The sequence below is a fragment of the Pseudomonas sp. MWU12-2020 genome (assembly GCF_023100605.1).
Lineage (GTDB): Bacteria > Pseudomonadota > Gammaproteobacteria > Pseudomonadales > Pseudomonadaceae > Aquipseudomonas > Aquipseudomonas fluorescens_H.
In genome coordinates this window covers 429,788-444,613 of record NZ_JALMEX010000005.1, presented here as the reverse complement: position 1 = coordinate 444,613, position 14,826 = coordinate 429,788, and the positions used below count along the sequence as shown (strand labels likewise).

The following is a 14,826-nucleotide window of genomic DNA, read 5'->3' as shown; positions in this document are numbered from 1 at the left end:
ATTCATGCTGCGCATAGAAAGACAAGAAAAAGGGATCACCCATGCTGAACAAACGACACTTGCCGTCGATCACCGCGTTGCAGTGCTTCGAAGCCGTGACCCGACACCTGAGCTTCACCCGGGCCGCCGAAGAACTGAACCTGACCCAGAGCGCCGTCAGCAAACAGGTCGCGCAGCTTGAGGAATTGTTGCAGCACTTGTTGTTCCGCCGGGTGCGTCGGCGTTTGCAGATGACCCCGGCCGGAGATTTGTACCTGGTGGAAGTCCGAAAAATCCTCACCCAGGTGGAAATGTCCACGCATTACCTGCGTTCCTACGGCGGCGAGACCGAAGTCCTGCGCGTCTCGACGCCTTCGACCTTCGGCGCACGCTGGCTGGTACCGCGCCTGAAAGGCTGGCGTCTGCGCCATCCGTCGATCCATCTCGACTTGTGCAACGAGCAGGAGGCCGACGATTTGCTACAGGGGCGCAGCGATCTGGCGTTCTATTTCGGCCAGGGCTCACGCCCCGGCACCGAGTGCCTGAAGCTGTTCGGCGAAGAGCTGGTGCCGGTCTGCGCACCCGGCAGCGTGCCGGATCAGCCCTTCACCGACCCGACGCAACTGACCGATCTGGTGCTGCTGCAAAACGCCTCGCGCCCACAGGCCTGGCATGACTGGTTCGACAGTCAGGGTTACCACACCGAGCACAGCTACCACGGGCCGCGCTTCGAAACCTTTTACATGTGCATCCGCGCCGCTCAGGTCGGCTGCGGCGTCGCGCTGTTGCCACGGTTTCTGGTGGAAGAGGAATTGGCCGACGGCAAACTGGTCATTCCCTGGCAGCATGCAATGCCCAGTTCCGACGCCTACTACCTGGCCTACCCGGAACATGCGGCGGAAGTGCCGAAGGTGCGGGATTTTGTGAAGTGGATGCTGGAGCAGATTGATAGCCCGGACCTGACGCCGATATAGAGTTTTCAACAACCCTGTGGGAGCGGGCTTGCTCGCGAATGCGGTGGGTCAGTCAATTCAAATGTGACTGATGCACCGCATTCGCGAGCAAGCCCGCTCCCACAGGTGATCTCGACGCTCTTAAAAAATGCTGGCAATCCCCACCGCTGATATGCGCCACTAGCGTCATTGATTGATCCCGCGCATCCGCGCGGTGTACCTGGAGACCCCGTTTATGAGCGAGAGTGTGTTTGCCGATCGCATCGTGCAGAACCTGCTCGACACCGACTTCTACAAATTGACGATGATGCAGGCGGTGCTGCACAACTACCCCAACGTCGAAGTCGAATGGGAGTTTCGTTGCCGTAACAGCGAGGATCTGCGCCCGTATCTGGCCGAGATTCGTTACCAGATCGAGCGCCTGGCTGAACTGAGTCTGAGTGCCGACCAGTTGAGTTTTCTCGAGCGCATCACCTTCCTGAAACCGGATTTCCTGCGTTTTCTCGGCCTGTTCCGCTTCAACCTGCGCTACCTGCACACCGGGATCGAGAACGGCGAACTGTTCATCCGTCTGCGCGGTCCGTGGCTGCACGTGATTCTCTACGAAGTGCCGCTGCTGGCGATCGTCAGCGAAGTGCGCAACCGCTATCGCTACCGGGAAATCGAGCTGGTACAGGCGCGCGAACAGCTGTATCGCAAGTTCGACTGGCTCAGCGCCAACGCCTCGGCCGACGAACTGGCGCAATTGCAGGTCGCCGACTTCGGCACCCGCCGGCGCTTTTCGTACCGCGTGCAGGAAGAAGTGGTCAACGTGCTCAAGCACGATTTCCCCGGGCGCTTTGTCGGCACCAGCAACGTTCACCTGTCCCGCGAGCTGGACATGAAACCGCTGGGCACCATGGCCCATGAATGGATCATGGCCCACCAACAACTCGGCCCACGGTTGATCGACAGCCAGATCGCCGCCCTCGATTGCTGGGTGCGCGAATACCGTGGCCTGCTGGGGATTGCGCTCACCGATTGCATCACCACCGACGCGTTCCTCGGCGACTTCGATCTGTTTTTCGCCAAGCTCTTCGACGGTCTGCGCCACGATTCCGGGGATCCGGTGCAGTGGGGCGAAAAATGCATCGCCCACTACCACAAGCTCGGCATCGACCCGATGAGCAAGACCCTGGTGTTCTCCGACAGCCTGACCCTGCCCAAGTCGCTGGAGATCTTCCGCGCGCTGCACGGGCGGATCAACGTCAGCTTTGGCATCGGCACCAACCTGACCTGTGACATTCCGGGTGTCGAACCGATGAGCATCGTGCTTAAAATGACCGCCTGCAACGGCCAGCCGGTGGCGAAGATCTCCGACGAGCCCGGCAAGACCCACTGCAAAGACCCGAATTTCGTCGCCTATTTGCGACATGTGTTCCAGGTTCCTGCCGATTCCAGTCTATCTAGCAAGGAGTGAATTCATGCAAGCCGTACAGCGTGAGATTGCTGAACAGCTCAAGGTACAACCGCCATTCGCCGGGCATCAGGCCCTCGAAGCGGAAGTCGCCCGGCGCATCACCTTTATCCAGGATTGCCTGGTCAATTCCGGCCTCAAGACCCTGGTGCTGGGCATCAGCGGCGGCGTTGACTCGCTGACCGCCGGCCTGCTGGCCCAGCGCGCCATGCGTGAGCTGCGCGAGCGCACCGGCGACGACGCCTACAAGTTCATTGCCGTGCGCCTGCCGTACGAAACCCAGTTCGATGAGCACGACGCCCAGGCTTCGGTGGACTTCATCGCCCCGGACGAACGCCACACCGTGAATATCGGCCCGGCGGTCAAATCCCTGGCCAGTGAAGTCGCGGCGTTCGAAGGCAAACATGCGGTGTCGGTGGATTTCGTGCTCGGCAACACCAAGGCGCGGATGCGCATGGTCGCCCAGTACACCATCGCCGGCGCGGCGCACGGGCTGGTGATCGGCACCGACCATGCGGCGGAAGCGGTGATGGGTTTCTTCACCAAGTTCGGTGACGGCGCCTGCGATCTGGCGCCACTCAGCGGTCTGGTGAAAAACCAGGTCCGGGCGATTGCCCGCAGCTTCGGCGCACCGGAATCGCTGGTGGAAAAAGTGCCGACCGCGGATCTGGAAGACCTGTCGCCGGGCAAACCGGACGAAGCCTCCCACGGCGTGACCTACGCCGAGATCGACGCCTTCCTGCACGGCGAGCCGGTGCGTCAGGAAGCGTTCGATATCATCGTCAGCACCTACAACAAGACCCATCACAAGCGGGTCATGCCGTTCGCGCCTTGATCGGCGACCGAATGAAAAAGCCCGCTGAGGAGCGATCCTCAGCGGGCTTTTCTTTGGCCAGTTCACCTGTCGATGCTGATGGCCTCTTCGCGAGCAAGCCCGCTCCCACAGTGTCCCGGTTGTTCACAAAATGTGTGACCGACACAAACCCTGTGGGAGCGGGCTTGCTCGCGAAGAACGATAACGCGGTGAGCCTGCTTACTTCACAGCAATGGTGCCTTTCATCATCGAGTTGTGGCCCGGGAACGAGCAGAAGAAAGCATAATCATTGTTGGCTACCAGCTTCGAAACGTCGAAGGTCAGCGAATCTTTCTCGCCTGCACCAATGATCTTTGTGTGAGCGATGACACGCTCGTCGCCGTCTTTCAGGTAGTTCTTGTCGATGCCAGCACTCATGCCGTCAGTAGCGATACCGGCCATATCAGCCGCTTTGCTGATTACAACGTTATGACCCATGACATTCTTCGGCAGGCTGCCAGAGTGGGTCAATTCAACGGTAAACGTCTTGCAGCTCTTGTCGATCACGATCGACTGGGTGTTGAAGGACATCTGGTCGGTGGAATCAACGGTGGTTTTGCACTCGGCAGCCATCAATTGGCTGCTGGCCAGCGCCAGCAGGGATACCGCAACAACTTTGGAAAACATGGTGAATCTCCAAGGCAGGGTTAACAAAAACACTAATGGTGGAAAGACTGCCTGAAATCTTCGCAAGTTCCTATGACTTGAGTCAAAAATTGTATACAACTTTCAGGCTATGACACTCATCGAAACAACTACCGGCCAGAATCCACGGCCGGGCCTATGATCGGCGCATCTACTGAAACGGAGTGCCTGTCATGTTCTTTAACGGTCTGTTGTGCAGTTTGCTCGCCGCCTACGCCTGTGGCGCCAGCGGTACCTTTGAATCGCCAGAACGCGAAGCTTAGTCCTTGGATCAAGGCGTGCCAGCCATTACCCTGTGACGGATTGACCCAGGAGGAAGGCATGTCTCTCAAATCCGTTTGTGTATTTTGCGGTGCCAACGCCGGCACTGATCCGGCTTACACCGAAGCCGCCCGAGCCCTTGGCCGGGCACTCGCCGAGCGCCAGCTGACGCTGGTTTACGGTGGGGGTGCCGTGGGCCTGATGGGCCTGGTGGCGGACGCCGCGCTGGCCGCTGGCGGCGAAGTGATCGGGATCATTCCGCAAAGCCTGATGGACAAGGAGATCGGTCACAAAAGCCTGACGCGCCTCGAAGTGGTCGATGGCATGCACGCGCGCAAGGCCCGCATGGCTGAACTGAGCGATGCGTTCATCGCGTTGCCCGGCGGCCTCGGCACGCTGGAAGAGCTGTTCGAAGTCTGGACCTGGGGCCAGCTCGGTTACCACGGCAAGCCGCTGGGGCTGCTTGAGGTGAACGGTTTTTACAGCAAACTCACCGCTTTTCTTGACCATATCGTCGGCGAAGGCTTCGTTCGCGCCCCACACCGTGACATGCTGCAAGTGAGCGAATCAGCACAAACGCTGCTCGACGCCCTGGATAACTGGAAGCCGACCGTCACGCCCAAGTGGGTCGACCAAAAACCCGGCTAACCGCCGGGCACCGATACAGGGCAGAATACGCGCCGCTCAACCTCACCTTCGACCCCAGAGGATCGCCCATGGCCAAACCCAATTACTCCTTCGCCAAACGTCAACGAGACCTGGAAAAGGAAAAGAAGAAAGAGGAAAAGCTTCAGCGCAAGAAACAGCAGGCTGAAGAAGCGGCACTGAACCCTGACGGTGAAGTGGCGACTGACAACGATGATGATGTTGTTGATGCACCGAAAGACCAGGCGCCTGACGCCTGAGCTGATTGCTGATTCGCTCCCAGAGGGAGCGATCTGTGGCGAGGGGATTTATCCCCGATGGGTCGCGAAGCGGCCCCCGCGTCCGGCCAAATCGAATGAGTTGTCTGGATTGGGCGACTGCTTCGCAGCCGATCGGGGATAAATCCCCTCGCCACAAAAGCTCCCCACTCTCGATTGTCTTCATTCCAATGGCATCACCGTGACCCGCACTTCCGGATCATGCGAGCCGCCCCCCAGAATCACCCCGCGCAACGGCGACACATCGGAAAAATCCCGGCCCCACGCCAGGGTGATGTGCTCCAGCGCCGGCTGCACGTTGTTGGTCGGATCGAAATCCACCCACCCCAGTACCGGACAAAATACCGACACCCATGCATGCGACGCGTCGGCGCCGATCAGCCGTGGCTGCCCCGGTGGCGGCTGGGTCAGCAGATAACCACTGATGTAACGCGCCGCCAGCCCCCGTGAACGCACGCAGGCAAGCATCAGGTGGGCGAAGTCCTGACACACGCCGCGTCGGCGCTCCAGCACCTCGACCAGCGGCGTCGCCACTTGCGTCGCCTCGGCGTCGAAGGTGAATTCGCTGAAAATCTTCTGCATCAACGCCTGAACGCCCAGCAACAAGGGCCTGCCCGGTGGAAAACAGCTTTCGGAAAATTCGACGAAACTGCGTTTCAAATGCACGTAGGGTGACTGAAAGCGATAGCGACAAGCCTCCAGCATTTCAGCAGACAACGGCAGGCTGCTGTAGGTCAGCGCGTTGCGCGTCTGCTCCCACGCCGGGGACAGATCGAAATCCGCCAGCGGCCGCGCCAGCACCTCAACCGTGAGCCGGGCGTTGACCTGCAATTCATCATGCGGGCGCTCAAAGGCCAGCCGGGTCAGTGGATTGCCGAACACATCCAATTCATCCCGCCGCGTGGTCGGCTCCGGGCTGATCAGCAATTGCTGCTCGGTGCAGCGCTGCCATATGCACTCGCGCGGCCACAGGTGCGCCAATTGCTGTGCCAGGGAAACCGGGCTGTCGTAGTGGTAACAGGTGTCGTGAAAGATCTGGTAATGCGCGCTCATCAGACGGACACCGTACGCTGGCTGACATCATCGACATGGGCAAAGTGGCGCAGCGCCAGACGATCGGACACCTGACCGCTGGCCTCGGCAATCTCTTGCAGCAGATCCGCCAGACCATCGAGCGCGGCACGCACGCTGTTCTCCCCGAACAGCGGATTCTCCAGACAGCCCAGATCGAACCGCGCCAGACGCTCGACCAATTGCGGCAACCCCGCCTCGCGAGGCGCGCCGAAATCATCATTCAGTCGCTTGAGCGTGCGGGTCACCAGTTTCAACTGGAACAGCACCGCGTGCGGGTTCTGCTCATCCAGCAGCAACAGGTCGAGCACCGGAATCAACTGCGCCACCGCCAGATACCGCGAACGGTAGGTGATGCTGCTGTTGCCCAGTTCCAGCAGCCATTCCAGCCCCGCCTGATCGAACGCCCCGGCGCCGCGCAGAAATGCGGCCAGACTGCGGCTGAGAAACTGCAACCGTTCGATCCGCCGGCCGATCATCAGAAAGCGCCAGCCTTCGTCGCGGGTCATGTCGTCGAGCGCGAAACCCGAGAGCGCCGCCAGCGACATCACCAGCCGGTTGAGGAAATCCAGCAACTCGCCGAAGTCCGGCTCCTCGGTGTCCAGTTCCAGCGCCTCGCGTTGCAACTCGACCAAGGCCTGCCAGTTCTCCCGCGAGAGCTTGCCGCGCACCTGCGAGGCCGCCCACTGCAGGCGCTGCAGGTTGGAGCGCAGACTGAACGACCAGTCCTCGCCGAGCAGCGCCGCCAGCAACCGCTCCGGCAACTCACCCTCCTCCGGCAGCAACATCAGACGCTCGCCCAACTCCACTGCGGCCTGCAAGGCTTGCGGATCATCGCCATCGACATACCGCGCGAGCATGATCCGCAGCAGTCGCGCACTGTCGTCACAACGCTCGCAGTAACGACCGAACCAGAACAGGTTCTCCACCACCCGCGAGGGCAGGTAAGGGTCGCGGCGCACCAGATCGTGTACGCCGACGTTGCGCTGGGTTTTCCATTGTTCGCCACTCGGCGCACGCTCACCCAGCACCCAGGTGTCCTTGCTCGCTCCGCCACGTTGCATCGACACCACTTCGGCATCGGCCTCGGCGGCGACACGGGTCAGCCCACCGGGCAATACGCGATAGCCGTCACCACTGGCCACCGCGTACACGCGCATGCCGATCGCTCGCGGTTGCAGTTGGCCGTCTTCGGCCTGCCAGATCGGCGCCTGGGACAGCTGCGCCAACTCTTGCGCGACATACGCGTATGGCCGCGCCTGCATGCGCTCGGCAAATGCCTGGCGCTGTTGTTCACTCAGATCGCGGCCGAATACCGGGGCGAAGCTTTGCGAGGGGAATGCCGGTTTGATCAGCAGCTCGGGAAGCTTTTCCAACGCCTGCGCCAGCACCGGCGCCTCGCCGCACCACCAGGTGGCGATGGACGGCAGGAGCAGTTCTTCGCCGAACAGGTACTGATTGATCTTCGGTAAAAATCCGAGCAACCCCGGCGACTCCAGCACGCCGCTGCCCAAGGCGTTGGCCACCAGCACCCGGCCCTGACGCACCGCTTCCAGCAGGCCAGGCACACCAAGTGCCGAATCGGTGCGCAGCTCCAGCGGATCGCAGAAGTCATCGTCGAGCCGGCGCATGATCGCGTGCACCCGGCGCAGACCACTAAGGGTTTTCAGGTACACCGTGGCATCGCGCACGGTGAGGTCGCCGCCCTCCACCAGTGGATAACCGAGCTGGCGCGCCAGATAAAGGTGTTCGAAGTAACTTTCGTTGAAGCGCCCGGGCGTCAGCAACACCACCAGCGGCGCGTCGTCGGCACACGGCGCCTGACGCGCGAGGGTTTCCTGCAGGGTGCGGAAGAAGCCGGCCAGGTGCTGCACTTTCAGATCGCGGTACAACTCGGGAAACGCCCGCGAAACGATGGTGCGATTTTCCAGCGCATAACCCGCGCCCGACGGCGCCTGGGTACGATCCGCCGTGACCCACCAGCGTCCGTCCGGCGTGCGCGCCAGGTCCACGGCGTACAGATGCAGAAAGGCCCCTTCAGGCGGAGCAATGCCCTGACAGGGCCAGAGAAAATTGTTGTGGCCGAACACCAGCTCCGCCGGTAACAACCCTTCGCTGATCAGCCGCTGCGGCCCGTACAGATCAGCCAGTACCGCGTTGAGCAGGCGTGCTCGCTGGGCAATCCCCGCCGACAGGTGCTGCCACTCATCAGCAGCGATCACGTGCGGCAGCAGATCCAGCTCCCACGGGCGGTCAGCGCCCTTGGGATCGGCATAGACGTTGTAGGTCACGCCGTTTTCCTGAATCTGCCGGGCCAGCAGCGCCTGCCGCTGCACCAGTTGCGCCGGGGTGCTGCGCTGCAATTGATCGAACAGCCGCCGCCAGTGCGGGCGCACTTCCCCGCTGTCATTCAGCAGTTCGTGATAAGTGCCCGCGGTCAGCGGGTAGCGGTCTAGCAGGTCAGGCATGGAAAGCTCGGCAGACAGCAGGGAACGGTCAGACTAACGCAGGCACATGACGTGCGGATATACGAAAAATCCGCATGTCGTGCAGGACTTAGAAGCGTCGCAAATCGAGTGTCATCGGCAGCTCGTCGGAGATTGTCAGGTTAGGTATCGGAAGTTTCCCCGGCGTGTGTCCGATGCGGAAAAACCGCGCCATGCGCCGGCTCTCCGCTTCGTTGGCATTGACCGGCAAGGTCTCGTAATTGCGCCCGCCCGGGTGTGCAACGTGGTACTGGCAACCGCCCAGCGAACGCTGCATCCAGGTATCGAGCAAATCGAACACCAGCGGCGCGTGCACCGGAATGGTCGGTTGCAGACAATTGGCCGGTTGCCAGGCCCGAAAGCGCACACCCGCGACGAACTCACCGATGCGCCCGGTCGGTTGCAGCGGCACCGGGATGCCGTTGCAGGTCAGCAGATAACGCTGCGGCGGCAGACCGCTGAGTTTGATCTGCAAACGCTCCAGCGACGAATCGACATAACGCACCGTGCCGCCCGCAGTCCCCTCCTCGCCCAGCACATGCCAAGGCTCCAGCGCCTGACGCAGTTCCATCTCGATGCCACTGACCGCGTAATCGCCGACCTTGGGAAAACGGAACTGCAGATGCGCGGCGAACCACTCGGCGCGCAACGGATAACCGGCGTTGTTCAGTTCGACGATGACGTCGGCAAAATCCTGCTCGATAAAGTGCGGCAGCATAAAGCGGTCGTGCAGCTCGGTGCCCCAACGTGCGAGCTTCGGCGGCGCATACGGCTCACGCCAGAAGCGTGCCACCAGTGCCCGCAACAGCAACTGCTGGGCCAGGCTCATGCGTGCATGCGGCGGCATTTCGAAAGCGCGCAGCTCCAGCAGGCCGAGACGCCCGGTGGCGCCGTCCGGCGAATACAGTTTGTCGATGCAGAACTCGGCGCGATGGGTATTGCCGGTGACGTCGATCAGCAGATTGCGCAGCAGTCGATCCACCAGCCACGGCGCGCACGCTTCGCCCGGTTCTGGCATCTGCGCAAAGGCGATTTCCAGTTCGTACAAGGCGTCGTTGCGGGCTTCATCGACCCGTGGCGCCTGCGAGGTCGGGCCGATGAACAAGCCGGAAAACAGGTAGGACAGCGACGGGTGGTTGTGCCAGTAACTGATCAGGCTGCGCAGCAGATCCGGGCGGCGCAGGAATGGTGAGTCCGCCGGGGTCGCGCCACCGAGGACGAAATGGTTGCCGCCGCCGGTGCCAGTGTGGCGGCCGTCGATCATGAATTTCTCGGTGGTCAGCCGCGTCTGTCGCGCCTCTTCATAAAGAAACTCGGTGCGCTCGACCAGTTCGTCCCAGGTCGCGGAAGGCTGCACGTTGACCTCGATCACGCCCGGATCCGGGGTGATGCGGAAATTGCTCAGGCGCGGATCACTCGGCGGCTCGTAACCTTCCAGCAATACCGGGCAATGCAGCTCTTCGGCGGTGGCTTCGATGGCCGCCACCAGCTCCAGATAGTCCTCGACCCGCTCCAGCGGCGGCATGAACAGATACAGACGCCCTTCGCGCGCCTCGGCGCAGATTGCGGTGCGGGTCAGCCAGTCGGCGGACTCGTCGATTTTCGGCGCACGTTCGGCGGCCGCGGCGGGTTCTGCATGACTGTTGAGCTGCGCGGTATCCGGCAGCTCGGGGAAGTCCTGATTCGGATCGCTGGGATGAATGAACGGGTACTCCGCCGCCTTCACCCACGGCTGCGAGGCGAGCGGCAAGCGGTAACCCAGCGGCGAATCCCCCGGCACCAATCGACAATGCTCGTCGCGCAGATACCAGCGCCCGCTCTGCCATTGATCACCCTTGGCGGTGCGCGCCAGCGGCAGCACCTGGCCGATCACTTTATCCAGGCCTTGAGCGAAAACCTTGCGCAGTCGCGCACGCTCCAGTGGCTCTTCCAGTCGCGAATCTTCAGCACTGACGTTGCTCGGCAATGTGCCCTCACGCCAGAGGTAATAGAAATGGTCTTCGTAGGCTGGAAACACGAAACGTGCGGGCAGTTTCAAGCGTTCGGCAACACTCGCCAGAAAACGCCCGGCCAGTTCGCCATTGGCGCCATAGTCCTGCTGCTCATCGGCGATCAGCGCGTTGTTGTGCCAGATCGGCACGCCGTCGCGGCGCCAATAGCAGTTGAGCGACCAGCGCGGCAATGGCTCGCCGGGATACCACTTGCCCTGACCGAAATGCACCAGACCTTTCGGCGCGTAGTGCTGGCGCATGCGCTGGAACAGTTCAGCGGACAGTCGGCGCTTGTCCGGGCCCAGTGCGGCGGTGTTCCATTCGGCACCGTCCGGATCGTCGATGGAGACGAAGGTCGGCTCGCCGCCCATGGTCAGGCGCACATCGCCTTCCAGCAGATCGGCATCGATCTGTCGGCCCAGCGCCTGAATCGCCAGCCACTGCTCATCGGTGTAGGGTTTGGTGACCCGTGGCGCTTCCCAGATCCGCTCCACCGACATCTCGTGGCTGAACTGGCACTCGCACGGCTCGACCAGGCCACTGATCGGCGCCGCCGAGGACGGATCGGGGCTGCAGGCCAGCGGGATATGCCCTTCACCGGCGAACAGCCCGGACGTGGCATCCAGACCAATCCAGCCAGCACCGGGCAAGTACACCTCGCACCACGCGTGCAGATCAGTGAAGTCCACTTCGGTACCGGACGGACCGTCGAGGCTCTTCACGTCAGCGGTCAGTTGAATCAGATAACCGGAGACGAACCGCGCGGCCAGCCCGAGGTTGCGCAGCAACTGCACCAGCAGCCACGCCGAGTCACGGCAGGAACCGGACGCATGTTCGAGGGTGTGTTCCGGGGTTTGCACGCCCGGTTCCATGCGGATCAGGTAGCGGATGTCTTCGCTGAGACGCTGGTTGAGCATCACCAGGAAATCCACGGCGGGCTGCGGCGTGCGGTCGATCCCGTCCAGATAGGCTTTGAAGGCGGGCGTCAGCGGCAGGGTTTCGAGGTACGGCGCCAGCTCCTTGCGCTCATCGGCCGCGTAGGTGAAGGGGATTTTCTCGGCGTAGGGTTCGAGGAAGAAGTCGAACGGGTTGAACACCGCCATCTCGGCCAGCAAGTCGACTTCGATGCGCAACTCGTCGGTTTTCTCGGGGAACACCAGACGCGCGAGGTAGTTGCCCTGCGGGTCTTGCTGCCAGTTGATGAAATGCTGCTCGGGCGAGACCTTCAGCGCATACGAGAGGATCCGCGTGCGGCTGTGGGCGGCCGGGCGCAGGCGTACGATCTGCGGGCCGAGTTCGACAGCGCGGTCGTAGCGGTAATGCGTGACGTGATGCAATGCGACATGAATCGACACGGCGTGCCTCCTGCGAGCCTAAGCGTATTCGAAAGCGCGCAAGACTTATGCCATGCAGAGGCTTGGGCGCTTTCCCGGAATGCTCAGGGCAGTACAGCACCAAAATCGGGCGATGCGGGGAAATGGATCGAGGAAGTTGCGCCTAAATGTGGCGAAGGAATTCTTGTGTGGCGAGGGAGCTTGCTCCCGCTGGGGCGCGAAGCGGTCCTAAAATCATCAACCGGATGTTTCAGGAGGATCGAGGGATCCGACTTTACGACGGCTTCGCCGCCGAGCGGGAGCAAGCTCCCTCGCCACATGAATTTCAGCGACTTTGAAATGCAAAACGCCAACCCGAAGGTTGGCGTTCTGTTGAAACAAAAAGCGACTTAGCGCGGAACGACGGGCTTGCGCGCCGGCTTCGGCCCCTTGCCCTTGGCCGCTTCCTTGCGTTCCTTGGCCGCCTGCTGGTTGCGGGCGAACGCCGCAGCCTTGGCCTGTTCACGCTTGTCCCAAGGATTGCCACCGTCGCTGGCACGCGGCGGCAGGCCGTTGTGCTGGGTGAGAATCTTGGTGGTCTTCTCTTTCGCGACCTTGTGGCTGCCGGCCGGCGTCGAGTTCTTGCGACGGGCGCTCTGGTAGCTGTCGGTAGCCGGTTGATGCAGCGGAATCAACTGATCCTTGCCTGGACCGATCAGATCACCACGGCCCATGCGGATCAGCGCTTCACGCAGCATCGGCCAGCCTTTCGGGTCGTGATAACGCAAGAACGCCTTGTGCAGACGACGCTGCTCTTCGCTCTTGACGATGGTCACACCGTCGCTCTTGTAGGTGACCTTGCGCAGCGGGTTCTTGCCCGAGTGGTACATCGCGGTGGCGGTGGCCATCGGCGACGGGTAGAACGCCTGCACCTGGTCGGCACGGAAGCCGTTGCCCTTGAGCCACAGCGCCAGGTTCATCATGTCTTCGTCGGTAGTGCCCGGGTGCGCGGCGATGAAGTACGGGATCAGGTACTGCTCTTTGCCTGCTTCCTTGGTGTACTTCTCGAACATGCGCTTGAACTTGTCATAGCTGCCAATGCCCGGTTTCATCATCTGGTTGAGCGGACCTTCCTCGGTGTGTTCCGGGGCGATCTTCAGGTAGCCACCGACGTGGTGGGTCACCAGCTCTTTGACGTACTCCGGCGACTCGACCGCGAGGTCGTAACGCAGGCCGGAGGCGATCAGGATCTTCTTCACACCCGGCAAGGCACGGGCACTGCGGTACAGCTGAATCAGCGACGAGTGGTCGGTGTTCAGGTTCGGGCAGATGCCCGGGAACACGCAGGACGGCTTGCGGCACGCGGATTCGATTTCCGGGCTCTTGCAGGCGATGCGGTACATGTTCGCGGTCGGGCCGCCGAGGTCGGAGATGACGCCGGTGAAGCCCGGGACCTTGTCGCGGATCTCTTCGATTTCGCGAATGATCGACTCTTCGGAACGGTTCTGGATGATCCGGCCTTCGTGCTCGGTGATCGAGCAGAAGGTGCAACCGCCGAAGCAGCCACGCATGATGTTCACCGAGAAACGGATCATGTCGTAGGCCGGGATCTTCTCCTTGCCGTACGCCGGGTGCGGAACCCGGGCGTAAGGCATGCCGAACACGTAGTCCATTTCCTCAGTGGTCATCGGAATCGGTGGCGGGTTGAACCAGACGTCGACCTCGCCATGCTTCTGCACCAGCGCGCGGGCGTTACCCGGGTTGGTTTCCAGGTGCAGCACGCGGTTGGCGTGGGCGTACAGGACCGGGTCGTTACGCACCTTTTCCATCGACGGCAGGCGGATCACGGTCTTGTCGCGGGTCATGCGCGGGCTGGCCAGGATCTGTACGACCTTGGCTTCCTCGGGATCATCCACCGGCCCCTTCTCTTGCTCGATGGCGCAAGCCTGGGTGTCCTGGGTGTTGACGTACGGGTTGATGATCTTGTCGACCTTACCCGGACGGTCGATGCGCGTGGAGTCGACTTCGTACCAGCCCTGCGGCGTGTCACGACGGATGAATGCGGTGCCGCGCACGTCGGTGATGTCTTCGATCTTGTGCCCGTAGGACAGACGCTGGGCCACTTCGACGATGGCGCGCTCGGCGTTGCCGTACAGCAGAATGTCGGCGCTGGCGTCGATCAGGATCGAGTTGCGTACACGATCCTGCCAGTAATCGTAGTGGGCGATGCGGCGCAGCGAAGCTTCGATGCCGCCAAGGACGATCGGCACGTGCTTGTAGGCTTCCTTGCAGCGCTGGCTGTAGACCAGACTCGCGCGATCCGGACGTTTGCCCGCCATGCCACCCGGGGTGTAGGCGTCGTCGGAACGGATTTTCTTGTCCGCGGTGTAGCGGTTGATCATCGAGTCCATGTTACCGGCCGCGACGCCGAAGAACAGGTTCGGCTCGCCGAGCTTCATGAAGTCGTCTTTGGACTGCCAGTTCGGTTGGGCGATGATCCCGACGCGGAAGCCCTGGGACTCCAGCAGCCGGCCGATGATCGCCATGCCGAACGACGGGTGATCGACGTAGGCATCACCGGTGACGATGATAATGTCGCAGGAATCCCAGCCGAGCTGATCCATCTCCTCCCTGCTCATCGGCAGGAATGGCGCTGGCCCGAAACATTCGGCCCAGTACTTTGGATAGTCAAATAACGGCTTGGCTGCTTGCATGTCGATAACCGGTGTTGGCTTTCATTGAATTTCGCGGGCGCGGAATATAGCACAAATTTTGACCAATTCCGACGGCTGTGGTCGGAAATTGTGCTTTACCTGTGGCGAGGGAGCTTGCTCCCGATCGGCTGCGCAGCAGTCGAATTTTGCGGGCTGCTGCGCAACCCAGCGGGAGCAAGCT

The 14,826-nt window shown here is 61.7% G+C and carries 10 protein-coding genes; 5 read left to right on the top strand and 5 right to left on the bottom strand.

The features are described from left to right. The first annotated feature begins 41 nt into the window (after nt 1–41). The 3 genes from M0814_RS14835 (at nt 42) to nadE (ending at nt 3,223) form a co-directional block, all read left to right on the top strand. Nucleotides 42–953: a LysR family transcriptional regulator gene (locus M0814_RS14835; protein WP_045122271.1), complete on the top strand. Its 912-nt coding sequence runs from the start codon at nt 42–44 to the stop codon at nt 951–953. Between the two features lie 214 nt (nt 954–1,167). Then, nucleotides 1,168–2,391 (top strand): nicotinate phosphoribosyltransferase, encoded by a 1,224-nt coding sequence (gene pncB, locus M0814_RS14830; RefSeq protein ID WP_003221154.1) that lies wholly within the window; start codon nt 1,168–1,170, stop codon nt 2,389–2,391. Between the two features lie 4 nt (nt 2,392–2,395). Further along, entirely contained in the window at nt 2,396–3,223 is an 828-nt protein-coding gene (gene nadE / locus M0814_RS14825) for an ammonia-dependent NAD(+) synthetase (protein ID WP_103485073.1), read from the top strand. Nucleotides 3,224–3,421: 198 nt separating this feature from the next. Here nadE and azu read toward each other — a convergent pair whose 3' ends face one another. Next, on the bottom strand, nt 3,422–3,868 hold the full coding sequence (gene azu, locus M0814_RS14820) for an azurin (protein WP_003221151.1): 447 nt from the start codon (nt 3,866–3,868) through the stop codon (nt 3,422–3,424). A gap of 339 nt (nt 3,869–4,207) precedes the next feature. Here azu and M0814_RS14815 point away from each other — a divergent pair, with 339 nt between their 5' ends. After that, nucleotides 4,208–4,795, top strand: coding sequence for a TIGR00730 family Rossman fold protein (locus M0814_RS14815; RefSeq protein WP_097089878.1), 588 nt, complete (start codon nt 4,208–4,210; stop codon nt 4,793–4,795). A gap of 68 nt (nt 4,796–4,863) precedes the next feature. Further along, on the top strand, nt 4,864–5,052 hold the full coding sequence (locus M0814_RS14810) for a hypothetical protein (protein ID WP_003221145.1): 189 nt from the start codon (nt 4,864–4,866) through the stop codon (nt 5,050–5,052). A 180-nt stretch (nt 5,053–5,232) separates the two neighbouring features. Here the strand turns inward: M0814_RS14810 and M0814_RS14805 are convergent, their stop codons facing one another. From M0814_RS14805 to M0814_RS14790, 4 genes are all read right to left on the bottom strand, one after another. Further along, complete coding sequence (locus M0814_RS14805) at nt 5,233–6,123, bottom strand: transglutaminase family protein (RefSeq protein ID WP_103485072.1); 891 nt, start codon at nt 6,121–6,123, stop codon at nt 5,233–5,235. After that, entirely contained in the window at nt 6,123–8,609 is a 2,487-nt protein-coding gene (locus tag M0814_RS14800; RefSeq protein ID WP_103485071.1) for a circularly permuted type 2 ATP-grasp protein, read from the bottom strand. Before M0814_RS14800 ends, M0814_RS14805 begins: the two co-directional genes overlap by 1 nt. Before the next feature lie 88 nt (nt 8,610–8,697). Then, nucleotides 8,698–11,973: a transglutaminase family protein gene (locus tag M0814_RS14795; protein WP_103485070.1), complete on the bottom strand. Its 3,276-nt coding sequence runs from the start codon at nt 11,971–11,973 to the stop codon at nt 8,698–8,700. Between the two features lie 368 nt (nt 11,974–12,341). Then, a complete protein-coding gene (locus M0814_RS14790; protein ID WP_027611423.1) occupies nt 12,342–14,645 on the bottom strand; it encodes a YgiQ family radical SAM protein in 2,304 nt (767 codons plus the stop codon). Nucleotides 14,646–14,826: the final 181 nt, after the last annotated feature.